The 13,574-nt window shown below is 66.3% G+C and carries 14 protein-coding genes; 1 reads left to right on the top strand and 13 read right to left on the bottom strand.

The features are described 5' to 3' along the window. Positions 1-128 precede the first annotated feature (128 nt). Positions 129-743: a hypothetical protein gene (locus R1H25_RS12205; RefSeq protein WP_049443519.1), complete on the top strand. Its 615-nt coding sequence runs from the start codon at positions 129-131 to the stop codon at positions 741-743. A gap of 39 nt (positions 744-782) precedes the next feature. Here the strand turns inward: R1H25_RS12205 and R1H25_RS12200 are convergent, their stop codons facing one another. The 13 genes from R1H25_RS12200 to R1H25_RS12140 all read right to left on the bottom strand — a co-directional run bounded on the left by R1H25_RS12200 (position 783) and on the right by R1H25_RS12140 (position 13,341). After that, positions 783-1,127 carry a hypothetical protein gene (locus R1H25_RS12200; RefSeq protein WP_049443521.1) on the bottom strand — a complete coding sequence of 115 codons (345 nt, stop codon included), beginning with the start codon at positions 1,125-1,127 and terminating at the stop codon, positions 783-785. 33 nt (positions 1,128-1,160) lie between these two features. Then, positions 1,161-1,931, bottom strand: coding sequence for a LytTR family DNA-binding domain-containing protein (locus R1H25_RS12195; RefSeq protein WP_049443523.1), 771 nt, complete (start codon positions 1,929-1,931; stop codon positions 1,161-1,163). Next, positions 1,921-3,180: a histidine kinase gene (locus R1H25_RS12190; protein ID WP_049443525.1), complete on the bottom strand. Its 1,260-nt coding sequence runs from the start codon at positions 3,178-3,180 to the stop codon at positions 1,921-1,923. The genes R1H25_RS12195 and R1H25_RS12190 overlap by 11 nt, the downstream gene beginning before the upstream one ends. A gap of 212 nt (positions 3,181-3,392) precedes the next feature. Beyond that, positions 3,393-5,042 (bottom strand): M28 family metallopeptidase, encoded by a 1,650-nt coding sequence (locus tag R1H25_RS12185; RefSeq protein ID WP_099589808.1) that lies wholly within the window; start codon positions 5,040-5,042, stop codon positions 3,393-3,395. 426 nt (positions 5,043-5,468) lie between these two features. Continuing rightward, entirely contained in the window at positions 5,469-7,118 is a 1,650-nt protein-coding gene (locus R1H25_RS12180) for a CsgG/HfaB family protein (protein ID WP_049443868.1), read from the bottom strand. A gap of 16 nt (positions 7,119-7,134) precedes the next feature. Further along, positions 7,135-7,809, bottom strand: a complete 675-nt coding sequence (locus tag R1H25_RS12175) for a hypothetical protein (protein ID WP_049443870.1) — start codon at positions 7,807-7,809, stop codon at positions 7,135-7,137. A gap of 99 nt (positions 7,810-7,908) precedes the next feature. Then, positions 7,909-9,009 (bottom strand): hypothetical protein, encoded by a 1,101-nt coding sequence (locus R1H25_RS12170; RefSeq protein WP_317223702.1) that lies wholly within the window; start codon positions 9,007-9,009, stop codon positions 7,909-7,911. Next, complete coding sequence (locus R1H25_RS12165; protein ID WP_088480654.1) at positions 9,000-10,196, bottom strand: hypothetical protein; 1,197 nt, start codon at positions 10,194-10,196, stop codon at positions 9,000-9,002. The genes R1H25_RS12170 and R1H25_RS12165 overlap by 10 nt, the downstream gene beginning before the upstream one ends. Before the next feature lie 107 nt (positions 10,197-10,303). After that, entirely contained in the window at positions 10,304-11,566 is a 1,263-nt protein-coding gene (locus tag R1H25_RS12160; RefSeq protein ID WP_317223701.1) for a sigma-70 family RNA polymerase sigma factor, read from the bottom strand. Between the two features lie 45 nt (positions 11,567-11,611). Beyond that, positions 11,612-11,968 (bottom strand): DUF1428 domain-containing protein, encoded by a 357-nt coding sequence (locus R1H25_RS12155; protein ID WP_049443877.1) that lies wholly within the window; start codon positions 11,966-11,968, stop codon positions 11,612-11,614. A gap of 24 nt (positions 11,969-11,992) precedes the next feature. Continuing rightward, positions 11,993-12,403 carry a VOC family protein gene (locus R1H25_RS12150; RefSeq protein WP_088480652.1) on the bottom strand — a complete coding sequence of 137 codons (411 nt, stop codon included), beginning with the start codon at positions 12,401-12,403 and terminating at the stop codon, positions 11,993-11,995. Between the two features lie 34 nt (positions 12,404-12,437). Continuing rightward, positions 12,438-12,860: a VOC family protein gene (locus R1H25_RS12145; RefSeq protein WP_005415090.1), complete on the bottom strand. Its 423-nt coding sequence runs from the start codon at positions 12,858-12,860 to the stop codon at positions 12,438-12,440. A 67-nt stretch (positions 12,861-12,927) separates the two neighbouring features. Further along, positions 12,928-13,341, bottom strand: a complete 414-nt coding sequence (locus R1H25_RS12140; protein ID WP_049443882.1) for a YciI family protein — start codon at positions 13,339-13,341, stop codon at positions 12,928-12,930. Between the last annotated feature and the right edge of the window lie 233 nt (positions 13,342-13,574).

Below are 13,574 nucleotides of genomic sequence, written 5' to 3'. Positions count from 1 at the left end.
CACCCATTCAGACAAGACCCTTACGCCGCTAGGCATTGCGCCCATTGCACGGCTCGCTGGAAGTGCTAGAACTGAACCCGCCACAACCGTCCAACGCTGATCGACGCACGTTCCACAAGGAGCCAGCCATGATTGCTTTGTTCAAGGGTTTGGGAATTCTGCTTCGCGACAACGAGCTCTACAGCAGCCCGTTCGACAAACAGGTTGCGCATTGGCGCAATCTCAGCGAGCAGCAGATCCGCGATGAAGTGGCGGTGCTGGCGCAGGCCAAGTGCCAATGGCTGATCGCCTCGATCGTCGGCTGGCAGGCAGCCTCGCTGCTGATTCTTGGCCTGATTGCCAACTACCTGTGGCGTGACGACTTCCATATCACGTTCACCCGCGTGGTAGTTGTGTTCGGCTCGTGGGTCTCGATTCTGTTCGTGATCTGGTTCATGGCCAACATGTTCGATCAGCAGGCCGGTTTCGAACGTTGGATGAAGGCGTTCAACAGCCGCGCCCGCATCAGCTCCAAGGCCGACAGCGTCGAGCACGTGGCCGAGGCGCTGGAGTTGGCCGAGCACTATCCGGAAGTGCTGGACTACAAGCAGGCGGTCACCGCCAGGCGCGAACTGCGCCATGAGGACATCCGCATCATGACCGAGATCGGGCGCATGAAGCAGCACTCAGAACTGGTCGGTCGCCTCAACCACGTCGGCGAGAACGAGCACCACCATGACCTGACACTGCAGCCTGCCTACTGACCCTTCAGGGAAGCGGGGGGACCCACAATGCCACCGTGGTCACTCACGGTGGCATTGTTCTATCGGTTCTTCGCTGACGCATTGGGCGAAGCCCTTCGGCAGGTCACTGAACTCCCGGGTGGTGCCGGCCGCCAACGCGAACGACCGTATCGGCGCTTTCGCACAGGCGGCGTCAGGACGACAGGCCGGATCCAGCACCAGGTAATGGCACTGACCGCTGCGGCTGGCCATGCACTCGAAACGCGCCACGCCATTCACTACCGTGCGCTTGCTGTACAGCGTGTCCACCCCATTGGCCGTGGTGCGGGTGATCGCGGTTTCTGTGGACTTCTGGCAACCGGAAATTGCCAATGCGGCGAGGCCTACGAGCAGGAAAAAACGCATGCAATGCTCCTGGTAGCGGAAGGTGCGGCGCGGCTACATGCCGCGGAACAGGCTCATGAATGGTTGGCTGACAACCAGCGTCTCGGCACGCCCCCGCAGCCGCAGCACGCCGCGGCCGGTGTCGTCGCGGCTGACCGCCGCCACCGCCTTCATGTTGACGATGGTCGAGCGATGGATCTGGCGGAAGTGCTGCGGATCGAGCACGTCCAGCAGTTCGCGCAACGGCGTGCGCAGCAGGCTCTCACCGGCCGCGGTCACCACGGTGGTGTACTTGTTGTCGGCGCGGAAATAGGCCACGTCCTCCAGCATGATCAACTGCGTCTCGCGGCCGTTGCTGGCGGTGATCCAGGCCAAGGGGGGGCGCTCGGCAGCGCCCTGCGATGGCCCCAGCCGCTGCAGCAGACGTTCGAGCACGGCATCGTCCTGGCGCGTTGATGGCAGCCGCGACAGGATGCGTTCGCGCGTGGCCAGCAGGCGCTCGTCGCTGACCGGCTTCAGCAGGTAATCCATCGCGCCCTGCTCGAACGCGTCGATGGCGTACTGGTCGTAGGCGGTGACGAACACCACCTGGGTACGCGGACTCAGCTCGGACAGCGAACGCGCCACCTCGATACCACTGATGCCGGGCATGCGGATATCGAGGAAGGCAATGTCCGGCTGTTTCTCGGCCAACTGTTCCAGCGCACTGGCGCCATCCTCGCACTCGGCCACCAGCCTCAAGTCCGGCCACAGCCGGCGCAGCTGTTCCACCAGTGAGTGCCGGAGCAGTTCTTCATCTTCAGCAATCAGCGCTTCAAGCGGCATGGCTGCGCTCCTTGTTCGACTGCGGCAGGGTCATGGTCGCGGCCACGCCGCTGGGGAAGTTGGCGACGATCGCCACACCGGCCTGCTCGCCGCAGGTCAGGCGCAGGCGCTCGCGCAGATTCTTCAGGCCGATGCCGGTGCCGCTGGTGCCCTGGCCGAAGCCGAGGCCATCGTCGGCCACGGTCACGGTCACATGGTCATCAAAGCCACGCGCCAGGATCCAGATCGTGCCACCGCCGGGCTTGGGTTCCAGGCCATGCTTGATCGCGTTTTCCACCAGCGTCTGCAGCGCCATCGCCGGCAGGTGCACGCCGTGCAGTTCGTTGGGCACCTGCACTTCCACTGCCAGCCGCGCGCCCATGCGGATACGCAGAATCTCCAGGTAGGCGCGGGTGCGCTCCAGCTCCACGCCCAGCGTGGACACCGATTCGTCCACCTGCGGCAACGAGCTGCGCAGGTACTGGATCAGGTGGCCGAGCATCTGTTCGGCACGCGCCGGGTCGGTGCGGGTCAGCACCTGCGCGTTGGCCAGCGTGTTGTACAGGAAGTGCGGTTCCACCTGCGCGTGCAGCAGATTCAAGCGCGCCACCGACAGCTCCTTCTCTACCTGGGTCTGTTCGGCGGCGGCCTGCTCATCGCGACGCTGGTCGGCCACGCGGCGGCTGATCGCACGGGTGACCGCTTCGGCGTTCTCGAAGTTGCTGCCCTCGTCCAGCGCCAGCAGGTCGGCCCACCAGCCCGCATCCGGTTCAAACAGCAGGGTGACGGTGCTGGTGCCCTGCCCTGGCGTGACCGTGGCCAGCACGCTGTTGCGCTTGATCGCCAGCCGCGCCGGCAGGTTCCAGCGCGAGGGCTGGCGGCCATTCCAGAGGTCGACCCGGCGAACGTAAGCGCGCACCTGCAGGCTGCCGGCCGAACTCTCAACGTCTTCGACACGCGGCAGCTCGGCGATTGCCGCTTCCACCACGGCGTAGGCCTGGCCGGCATCCATCGGCAGTTCCACCTGGCGGCGCTGGCGCCCGGACAACGTGGTCGAATCCAGTCGTCCGGCAACCAGCCACACCCGGCGTATATGGGTGATCGCGCTGCCCAGCGCGGAGATCATCAGGAACATCGCCAGCAGGCCGAAGACCCAGCCCGGGCCGTCGTTCATGCCGCTGAAGATGCCGCTCCAGACCATGCCGGCGACGAACAGCGCCGCAGCCCAGGCCAGCAGGTGACGGAACATCAGAGAGAGGCTGGCGAACACGGCGGCGCCTTGGAGGAAGGGGGTGAGCCGAGCATAGGGCGGCCCGCCGGGCAAACAAGCGGGCTGCGACGAAGGGCCGGAATCCGGGGATGGAAGCCGCTACGGAAATGCCGGGCATGGCCCGGCGTTTCCCCGGAGGGGCAATGCCGGGCATGGCCCGGCGTTTCCCCGGAGGGGCAATGCCGGCCAGCGGCCGGCACTACCGAACGCCGTTATTTGCGCTGGTCGGCGCTGGCGTCACGCACGGCGCGGAACGACTCGTCCCGGCTCCAGTTCGGCCAGCTGCGCGAGTTGGCCAGCTGGTTGCCCAGCGTGTACAGCACTTCCAGGTCGCGGGCGGCACCGGCGAACACCCAGTCCGGCTGCCACTCGTCGCCCTGCTGGTGGTAGCGCTTGGCGGTGTAGTCCTCGGACGCCTTCTTGCCTGCGGCCACGCCGCCGTCCACCCAGTCCTGGCCAGCCGACCAGGACAGCGCCGGCACGCCACGCTTGGCGAACGGGAAGTGATCGGAGCGGAAGAACAGGCCGGCTTCCGGCTTCGGGTCCGGCGTGTAGCGGATATCCCAGCCCTTGGCCACGTCCTTCAGCTGGTCCAGCAGTTCGAAGCGCGCGGCACCGTAGATGCCGAAATCACGCGACGGACCGAACGGCGCCATGCCGTCCATGTTGATCACCGCCACGGTCTTTTCCAGCGGATACAGTGGATGGGTGGCGTAGTACTCCGAACCCAGCAGGCCCTTTTCCTCGGCAGTGACCGCCAGGAACACCACCGAGCGCTGCGGGCGCTTCTGCTTGGCGAAGCCGCGCGCCAGCTCGATCAGCGATGCGGTACCGCTTGCGTTGTCCAGCGCACCGTTGAAGATGCGGTCGCCACGCGCGTCCGGCTCACCCACGCCGATGTGGTCCCAGTGCGCGCTGTAGATGATCGTCTCGTCCGGGTGGCTGCTGCCTTCCAGGCGTGCGGCCACGTTGTGCGAGGTGATCACTTCGGTCTTCACTGCGTACTTCGCGTCCAGGCTGGCGCCGGTCAGCGGCACCGGAGTGAAGTCGCGCTGCTGCGCCTTCTTCTTCAGCGCCTCGAAGTCCTGGCCGGCCGAGCGGAACAGCTCCACCGCCAGATCGCGCTGGATCCAGCCTTCCAGCAGCGGGTGGCTGTCGGCCGGGTTGTCGCGCACCACATCGAACATGGTGTTGGTATTGGAACCGGCCACGGTGGCCCAGCCGTACGACGCCGGGGCGGTCTCGTGCACGATCAGCACGCCCAGCGCCCCCTGGCGGGCGCCTTCTTCGTACTTGTAGGTCCAACGACCGTAGTAGGTCATGCCCTTGCCGTCGAAATCACCCTGGCCCGTCTCGAAGTCCGGGTCGTTGATCAGCACGACGGCGATCTTGCCCTTCAGGTCCACGCCCTTGAAGTCGTCCCAGTTGCGCTCCGGGGCCTTCACGCCGTAGCCAAGGAACACCAGCGGAGCCTTGCTGATGTCGACGTTGCTGGCGCCGTTCATGGCGGCGCGCACGGCAATCTGCTTGCCCTGCTCCAGCGCAACGGTCTTGCCGCCCTGGTGCAGCGCCAGCTGCGGTGCGCCGACGATGTCGCCCTTGCGCAGCGGCACGGCCTGGGTCCACAGGCGCTTGCCGTCCTTGAGGTCACCGCCGGGCTGCAGGCCGGCATCGGCGAACTGCTTGCTGAGATAGGCGATGGTCTTCTCTTCGCCGGCGGTGGCCGGCGAGCGGCCTTCGTAGGCGTCGGAGGCCAGTTCCTTGACGTCGGCGGAGATCCGCGCACCGTCGAATTTCGGGGTGGCCGCCATCAGTGCGCTCGACACCGACAGGGCCAGCAGGCCCAGTGCTACTCGTTTCATTGCTCTCTCCAGCAGGGAAATCCTTCTGGAGTGTAATGGGATTCGGCAGGGCTGCGCCCTGCACCTGCAGAAGCAACGGCAACAGCAACAGCCGAAGCAACAGCGGCATTCTGTGGGATGGCGGGGTGGGTCCGGTTGCGGGGGACGCCGTAAACCCGTCCTTGGGGGCTTGGCCGCGCCTTGCTCGTGTGCGCTGTCCTGCGCACACGGCAAGACCGGGGTTGGGCGTCCTGCCCAACCCGCCCGAGGCATGCCTCGGGCCCATGCCGCGGACACCCCCGCAACCGGACCCACCCCGCCTTCGACAGCTTCCCGCTGCTGTTGGTAGGTGTCGACCTTGGTCGACACGCACGGAAACACGAAGGGGCCAGATCCCTTTCCCGGCGGGAAAGGTCTCTGACCCCATCTGTGTGTTGCTTGAGCCTGTTACCAGTTCGGGTCTTCGGCCGGGGCGGCAGCAGGCTTGGGCTTCGGCTTGGCGGCCGGGCGGGCGGCGGCGGGAGCGGCCGAGGCAGTCGCACCTGCGGCAGCAGCAGCCGGCTTGCTGCCCAGCTTCTGGCGCAGTTCGATCTGGCCCGGACGGAAGCCGCCGCGCATCGCGTCGACGCCGTCTTCGATGGTGCCGTACGAGGTCTGTGCGGCCACGCGGTCGATGCGGATGGTGCAGCACGGGTGTTCGCTGCGGCCCAGCGAGCGGCCGGTCTGCGGGTCCTTCAGTTCTTCGCCCAGACGCACGGCCTGCCAGCGCTGGCCGGCCTGCACGGTGTCACCGCCCTGGCTCAGCACGACCTGGTCACCGTCCACAGAAACCACCGACACCGGGAACAGCGTGGTGACGATGGTGGTGCCGATCTGGCCGGACAGCGACTCCATCATCGCCGCGGCCATGTTGCGACCGTTGACCACACGCGGCAGGGTGCTCGGACCGGTCGAGGCCAGCTGGTGGTCGAAGCTGTCGGACATCACCACCTGGCCGGTGGTGGCGTTGATCAGGCGCAGGGTGATGCGGCCGCCACCGGAATACGAGGTCACCTGGCGGTCGGACATGCGCAGGTTGCGCACGCTGCGCGGGTACTCGAAGCGTTCGATGGTCGGGATCAGGATCAGGTCCGTCGCCAGCTGCTGGCCCACGCGTGCGGTGTCCTGCAGGCGCACGTTGCCGCTGTTGATGTGGTCGATCTCGGCCTGCAGTTCGTCGCCGAACTCGCGGTCCAGCACGATGAAGCGCTGGGTCTGGGTCAGCGTGTCGGACAGGCGCGCACGGATCGCGTCGGCCACTTCATCGGCATCCACGCGGCCATCGCCCACGGCGTAGCTGCCGGCCTTGGTACGCGGCAGGGCGACCACGATCTTCGGCTTGCCCTGCTCGTCCGGCGCACGGTACTGGGCGATCTGCGCGCGCACGCGCACCTTCCAGTAGCTGCGCATGCTGCGATGGGTCACGTCGGAATCGAACGAACTGGCGCCACGCTTGGCATCGACGTTGACCTTCTCGTCGTAGCTTTGCTTGACGCTGGCCGAGGCCGAACCACTCTTGGCCGAGGCTTCGCCAGATGCACTGGCCGACGCCGAGCCCTTGAAGCTCCAGCCTTCGTCGCTGGCGCGCACGCGGGCGATGGTTTCCTCGTCCAGCTGCCGCACTTCATCCTGCGACAGGATTTCATAGCCCAGCACCGCGCCCTGCGAGCCGGCGATCATCTGCTGGGTGAACGCGTCGGCGCGGATATCGCCGACGTGTTCGTCATCCACATCCACATGCAGGCCTGCTCGCAGGCTCTGCATCTGGCTGGCCACGCGTACGCCGTTGACCTGCGCCACCGCCGACTGCAATGCCGCCAGCACCGCCAGTTCCGGGGTGCTGCCGATGCCGTCGGCTTCGCGCGCGACCTGGGTGGTGCCGCCGAAATCCGGCGTGCCACGCAGGGGCGCTGCTTCCACTGGCGCATTGCTGGCCAGTGCACTGGTTGCCTTGTCCTTGGCGGGTGCGGGCGCTTCGGCCGGGGTGTCCTGCTTGCCGCACGCTGCAAGCAGCGCGGCAGCCAGGCCCAGGCCGATCAAACGGTAGGTCATACGCATGGAGATTCGCCTCGGATCAGAGCTTGTCGAGCATCGAATCGGCGTTGGACGGCACCTTCACCTTGCTCTTCTTGGCAAAGGTCACGGCCGACTTGGTCGAGCCGTACAGGCCCTGGATGAAGCCCGGCGATTCCTTGGCCACCCATGCACCGGCGGCCAGCTTGCGGCCGACGGTGGCCAGCTGGGTCGCGCCCAGGTTCTTCATGCCTGCGGTGAAGTTGCTGGCTTCGCCGCCCAGCTTCTGCGCTTCGGCGGCTGAGGACAGCAGCGAGACCAGGCCTTCGGCGTAGTGCTGCTTGGATTCAGCGTTCAGTTCCGGCTGTGCGGCCTGGCGCTCGTTGATCGCCGCCTGCGCAGCTTCGCTGACCGACACCGACTTCTTCATTGCATCGACGCTGACCGAACCCGACGACAGCGCCTGGCGCTCGGCTTCCAGCAGCTGCACCTGCTCGGCCAGGCCGAAGGCGCGGGCGAACGAGGTCTGGGCCTGCAGCGAGTGCGACTGCGAGGTAACGAAACGACGCACCAGCGCTTCCTGCGCGGCTTCGTCCGGGGCGGCGGCGCTGGAGGCGCTGCTGGAGGTGCCGGTGGCGGCACCGGCCAAGTCCTTCAGCTTGCCCAGGCCAGCATGGGCGGGCATCGACAGGGTGGCGGCAGCGATGGCCACGACAAGAGCGGTATTGCGGATCATGTGAGTGTCCTTTGGAAGTGACGGCCGCGAAGCGGCACGTGGGAAATCGGTAACCCCAGGGCGATGCCAAGCGAGCTCGGCACCCACCTGGCTGGCGGATCAGCGGACCGCTTTGACGTTCAGTTCGTTGATCATCTGCTGCGCGGCCTTTTCAGCCGCCAGCTGCAGCGCGTTGGTACGGGCGACGGTTTCATTCGGGCCGGTACCGGAGAACTGCACCGGGCCCACCGACGACACGGTGCGCGGGAAACGACCGGTCACATCCAGCACCTTGCCGGTGACCGTGACGAACACGCGGGTGTTGCCACTGGCCGGGTCACGGTCGCGCATGCCGACGTCGAGGGTGCCGACAGCGATGTACGGAATGTTGGCCGCACGGATGCCGTTGGCGGTATCACGCAGGGTGGCCGGGGCCAGGTCGTTGCCGGTGCTGAAGTCCTTGCGGATGCGCTCGATGCTGAGCAGGCCGCGCGACTCGCCTTCCACGTATTCGGCTTCAACCACTTCGTAGCCGGCGGCGCTGAAGGCACCGGTCATTGCCGTGTTCACTTCGGCCGCGTTGGCCACCTTCCAGCTGATGTTGTCGCTGCGCTGGGTGGTGCTGCCGCCGCTGGTGACCGACATCGACGCGTTCTGGTTGATGCTGCCGTTGGTGCTGACCGAGTTGCCACGGAAGCTGTCGCCTTCACGGGTGTTCTCGTTGTAGCTGGAGCTGACGTCGGTGCGGCGGTATTCCTTGTCCTGGAACGACTGCACGGTGTCCTGCGAGCGCGCCATGAACAGGAAGGTCAGCAGCGAGCGCTGGGCGGCGGTGGCCCCGGCCACGGCCGAGCCGGCATCCAGCTTGGTCTGCAGCAGGGTGGTGTTGATCTCGGCGCGGACGGTGACGGTGTAGGTCTTGGCCTTCTTGTCTTCGGTGTCCGACAGCTGCACGGCACTGAGCACGTAGCGGTCGATCTCGCCGATGAACTCGGCGCGACGTGCTTCGAACAGGCGCAGCTTGGCCGCACCGGTTTCGGCGATGTACGCCTCCAGTGCATTGACCTTGGCCTTGTTCAGGGCCTGGGCGCGGGTGTCGGCACTCAGGCGCAGGCCATAGCTGGCCGAACCGGTACCACGCGAACTGGCGGTCTGTGCAGCGACCGGCAAGGCCACCACCAGGGCGATGAGGATGAGCAGGATGGTACGCATCAACGACATGACTTGATCAACTCCTGAAGGGCTTGGGTCTGCTGCTGCAACGGGCGGCCGCCCGGCTTCTGTTCGTCCAGCCAGCCGCGCGAATCGGCGCGCTTGGCGGCAGCGCCGGCGAAGGCGTCGAAGCCGGCCAGCAGGGTTTCGTAGCTGGCCGACCACTGGTCAACCTGCCACTGCGTGACCGGCACTACCTTGGTGGCCCCCTTGCGCAGCGGCTGTTCGAAATAGACCTTGCCGGAGAACGGCTCGGTCACCTTGGCGGTGAAGAACGCGCCGAACAGCATCGTCTTCATCGCCGGGGTTTCTTCGATCACGCCGTTCTTCAACGCATCCACCTGCAGGTTGATGACGTAATCCGGCTCGGGGATCTTCAGCTGGTAGACCTTGCCGTCGGCAAAGCGCGCCGCCATCGCACCACCGATCGCCTGACCCGAGGCCGGCGGCAGCAGGCCGACACCGGTATTGGACGACAGCGTCTTGGACAGTTCATGGGCCAGCGTGGCGCGCAACGGCGCTTCCCACTTCGGGTCGGGCAGCTTGGCGCGGACCGCATCGGACAGGGTCACGCCACCCACCTGCAGGCGGCGCACCGCCGCGTCGGGCAGCTTGGCCTGGGCGAGGCTGGCCGCGAGTACCTGCGACAGGCTGGTCGCAGCGTTGCCGTACAGCAGATCGGCGACGATTGCGTCGATATCGTCGTTGTCCGGCCGGTAATCCTGCACGTCGATGCGCTGCAGGGTCAGCGGATAGGACGCGATCACCTGGCGCTCGCGGAAGTCGAAGAACAGCGCCTGCAGCGCCACTTCCACCAGCACCTTGTACTGGTCACCGATCGGCTCGATCGAGACCAGTTCGCGGTCCAGTGCTGCGGCCAGCACGGTGGCACTGGTGGTGCCGTCGAGCATCGCCACCGGCTGGTCGATCAGTTCCAGGTTGGCCGGCGGGCGACGCTTGAGCCCCTGCGCCAGGGTCTGGTTGAGCGGGATCAAGCCACGCTTTTCCAGCACGGCATGCGCATGCGGCGTGGTCGCCTGCACGGCAGCGGCATCAGCGGTATAGGCAAAACCGGCCCAATAGGCCTGCTGTGATTTGTCTGCCGCCTGCACGGCCATCGGCCATACGGCCAGGCACAGGGCACAGGCAAGCAGGCGCGCAAAAGCGCGCGATGCGCTCTTCGTCCTTGAATACATCCAACCGCTCCTCGGTCATTACGCACGGAAAGCGGACGCTCATGCGCCCACTGGGCGCGAAACATAACGGCTCGCGGGCCTGCCGACAAGTGCTGCCTTCGTCGAGGTCACTCCGCGGGGGGCAGACCGGCCCTTTGCCGCAGCAGGCCGCGCTCTGCCTGGTTCTGGCTGAGTTGGGCGGCTTCCGCAAAAGCGTGACGTGCATCCTGCTCCCGCCCCAGCTGCTGTAGTAGTTCACCGCGCACCACATGCAACGGCGCGTAGTCACGCAGGCGCGTATCGTCCAGCAACGGCTGCAGCTGCGCCCAGGCCGCGAAGGTACCGTCGCTTCGCAGTATCGCCACCACGCGGTTCAATGCGACAACCGGCGAGGGCTGCACCTGCAGCAGCTGCGTATAGAGTGCTGCGATGCGCGGCCAGTCGGTATCCTCGGGGCGACGCGCCGCTGCATGGCACGCTGCGATGCGCGCCTGCAGTACATAGGGATCATCAGCACCACCGGCGGCCAGCGCGCGCGCCAGCACCTGCTGTCCGCGTTCAATCTGCAGCCAGTCCCAGCGCGCGCGGTTCTGCTGGTCCAGCAGCACCGGCACGCCCTGCGCATCCGTCCTTGCTGCGGCACGCGAGGCCTGCAGCTCCATCAGCGCCAGCAGGCCCAGCACCGGCGGCACCGGCAGCCGGTGCGCCAGGATGCGTGCAAGCCGAAGTGCCTCCTCGCACAGTGCCGGTCGCATCCAGTCATCGCCGGCACTGGCCGCGTAGCCCTCGTTGAACACCAGGTAGATCGCCTCCAGCACCGACGCCAGCCGCTCGGGCATCGCGTCAGCACGCGGGACCTCGTAGGGCACCTGCTTCTGCGCCAAGGTGCGCTTGGCGCGCACGATGCGCTGGGCGATGGTCGGCTCGGGCTGCAGGAAGCCACGGGCGATCTCGGTCGTGGTCAGTCCACCGAGCAGGCGCAGGGTCAGTGCCACCCGTGCGTCGGCTGGCAGCACCGGATGGCAGGCCACGAACATCAGCCGCAGCAGATCGTCACCCAGGTCATCCTCCAGCGCCTGGCTGTCATCGGGTGCCGGCAGCGCCGCTGGATGCAGTTCCTCGCCCCACTGCGCATGCTGCTGCGCCACCCGCTGGTGCTGGCGCAGCACATCAATGGCACGGTTGCGCGCAGTGGTCATCAGCCAGGCTCCGGGGTTGTCCGGGATGCCCTGCTCCGGCCAGCGCTCCAGCGCGGCCAGCCAGGTGTCCTGGGCCAGCTCCTCGGCACGGCTGACATCGCCCCCGAGCAGCCGCGCCAGGCGCGCGATCAACACCGGCGACTCCATCCGCCAGAGGGTTTCCAGACGCTGCGTCAGTGCGGGATCGAGCATGCGCCGATCACAGCACGCACGCCCGGCCCGCACAAGCGCCACAGCTCACGCTTCAACAATCGGCTTGAAGCCGCCCCAGAACATGCGCTGGGTATCGAACGGCATGTCCTTCGGGCCCAGCGACGCCAGCCGTGGGTCGGCCATCACCCGGGCGTTGACGCGGTCGCGCGCCGCGCGCGAGCGAAATACCACGAAGGCGACGATCACCGTTTCACCGGGCTTGGCCTTGACCGCCCGCGGGAACGACGTGCGCTTTCCCGGTTCCACATCGTCGGCCACGCACTCCATGTACTGCAGCGCGCCATGGTCCTTCCACACCGCACCGGCCTTGCGGGCAAGGCGGCGGTAGGCCGCCACCTTGTCCTGTGGGCACGGCAGCACGTAAGCATCCACGTAAGCCATGAGGGTTCTCCCTTGCGGCGACCGTCAGCCCGGCTCGCCGTCCATGTGTGCGATTTCCCAGAGATGACCATCCAGGTCCTGGAAGCCACGCTGGTACATGAAGCCCAGGTCGCGCGCCGGCTGCGGTTCGCTGGCGCCGGCGGCCAGTGCCTTGTCCACCAACTCGTCAACTGCCTTGCGACTGGGTGCCGAGAGCGCATTGATCACTTCCGTGTGGGTGTGCGCATCGGCAATCGGCTTGTTGGTGAACTGCTGGAAAAAAGGTTGGGTCAGCAGCATCACGTAGATGCTATCGCTGATGACCATGCCAGCCGCATCGTCATTGGTGTAGGTTGGATTGAAGCTGTATCCCAACGCGGTGAAGAACGCCTTCGACTTCTCCAGGTCCTGCACAGGCAGGTTGACGAAGATCATCTGCGGTTGCGGTGCACTCATCGGTGAAGCTCCTTGTGGCTGAAGAAAAGAGGGATCAGGGCTGCTTCATGCAATTGACCATCCACGGCTTGCCGTAGCGGTCGATCAGCATGCCCCAGCGGTGCGCCCAGAACGTTTCGGCGATCGGCATCTGCACCTGGCCGCCTTCGGCCAGCGCCGCGAACACGCGCTCGGCTTCTTCGATGCTGTCAACGTCGACATTGATGGTGGTCGAACCACCCTCGCCACCGCCTGGACCGTCGGCTGCCATCACGATGGCGCTGCCGATTTCCAGCTGGCTGTGCGCGACGTGGTCCAGGGTTTCCGGCGGCATCTCGTTGCAGCCCGGCGAACCATCGGAGGGCGGCATGTCGCGGTATTTCATTTCCGAGGTGACCTGACCACCGAGTGCCTTGGCATAGAACGCCATCGCCTCATGGGCCTGGCCGCTGAAGCCGAGGAAGGGAATCAGTCTCATGGCAATACTCCGTTGTGCGTTTCAGGTCAGTAGTGCCGGGTCGTGCCCGGCAGGGAGATGAATCGGGTCAACCTTCCAGCTGTGCACGCAGACGCTGTTCCTGCTGCTGTAATTCGGGGGTGAAGGCCTCACCGAAGTCTTCGGCGGAGATCAGCGGGCGAAGTTCCAGCGTGCCGCCACTGTTGAACGGCGCACGGCTGGCCCATTCAACGGCCTCGTCCAGCGAGCGCACGTCCCACAGCCAGAAGCCAGCGATCTGGTCGCCGGCGGGGCCGAACGGACCGGCCTCGACCTTGGGCGCGCCGCTGCCGAAGTGAATGCGGCGGCCGCGCTGGGTGGCGTGCAGGCCTTCACCGGCCAGCATGATGCCGGCGGCCACGAGTTGTTCGTTGAAGGCGCCCATTTCGGACAGTTCCTGTTCGCTGGGCATGCGGCCGGCTTCGGAGTCGGCGTTGGCCTTCACGATCACCATCACTTTCATTGCGGTCTCCCGTGGGGACGCGTGGTGCGTGCCCTTCACTGGGTACAACGAACCAGGGTCATCGGAATCGACATGTTTCCGGAAATTTTTTTTCTGCGTGGAAAGCACGCCTTCGGCGGGAGTCGGCGAACGGCGGAGCCCCTCCGTGGCGGGTTTGGGTTGGTTGCTGAAAGCGGGTTTCCTGCGGATGGGCCGGGGGGGGGGGGTTGGCGGGGTATCCGCGCCATGGATGG

Origin of the sequence: Stenotrophomonas veracruzanensis (assembly GCF_032911525.1) — a bacterium.
Classification (GTDB): domain Bacteria; phylum Pseudomonadota; class Gammaproteobacteria; order Xanthomonadales; family Xanthomonadaceae; genus Stenotrophomonas; species Stenotrophomonas africana.
The sequence above is the reverse complement of the archived record's forward strand: the minus strand, read 5'-3'. Positions and strand labels throughout refer to the sequence as shown.

What these genes read in the sequence shown, in the direction of transcription:
- R1H25_RS12205 (WP_049443519.1), top strand. Translation starts at nt 129, where the DNA reads ATGATTGCTTTGTTCAAGGGTTTGGGAATTCTGCTTCGCGACAACGAG.
- R1H25_RS12200 (WP_049443521.1), bottom strand. Translation starts at nt 1,127, where the DNA reads ATGCGTTTTTTCCTGCTCGTAGGCCTCGCCGCATTGGCAATTTCCGGT.
- R1H25_RS12195 (WP_049443523.1), bottom strand. Translation starts at nt 1,931, where the DNA reads ATGCCGCTTGAAGCGCTGATTGCTGAAGATGAAGAACTGCTCCGGCAC.
- R1H25_RS12185 (WP_099589808.1), bottom strand. Translation starts at nt 5,042, where the DNA reads ATGAAACGAGTAGCACTGGGCCTGCTGGCCCTGTCGGTGTCGAGCGCA.
- R1H25_RS12180 (WP_049443868.1), bottom strand. Translation starts at nt 7,118, where the DNA reads ATGCGTATGACCTACCGTTTGATCGGCCTGGGCCTGGCTGCCGCGCTG.
- R1H25_RS12175 (WP_049443870.1), bottom strand. Translation starts at nt 7,809, where the DNA reads ATGATCCGCAATACCGCTCTTGTCGTGGCCATCGCTGCCGCCACCCTG.
- R1H25_RS12170 (WP_317223702.1), bottom strand. Translation starts at nt 9,009, where the DNA reads ATGTCGTTGATGCGTACCATCCTGCTCATCCTCATCGCCCTGGTGGTG.
- R1H25_RS12165 (WP_088480654.1), bottom strand. Translation starts at nt 10,196, where the DNA reads ATGTATTCAAGGACGAAGAGCGCATCGCGCGCTTTTGCGCGCCTGCTT.
- R1H25_RS12160 (WP_317223701.1), bottom strand. Translation starts at nt 11,566, where the DNA reads ATGCTCGATCCCGCACTGACGCAGCGTCTGGAAACCCTCTGGCGGATG.
- R1H25_RS12155 (WP_049443877.1), bottom strand. Translation starts at nt 11,968, where the DNA reads ATGGCTTACGTGGATGCTTACGTGCTGCCGTGCCCACAGGACAAGGTG.
- R1H25_RS12150 (WP_088480652.1), bottom strand. Translation starts at nt 12,403, where the DNA reads ATGAGTGCACCGCAACCGCAGATGATCTTCGTCAACCTGCCTGTGCAG.
- R1H25_RS12145 (WP_005415090.1), bottom strand. Translation starts at nt 12,860, where the DNA reads ATGAGACTGATTCCCTTCCTCGGCTTCAGCGGCCAGGCCCATGAGGCG.
- R1H25_RS12140 (WP_049443882.1), bottom strand. Translation starts at nt 13,341, where the DNA reads ATGAAAGTGATGGTGATCGTGAAGGCCAACGCCGACTCCGAAGCCGGC.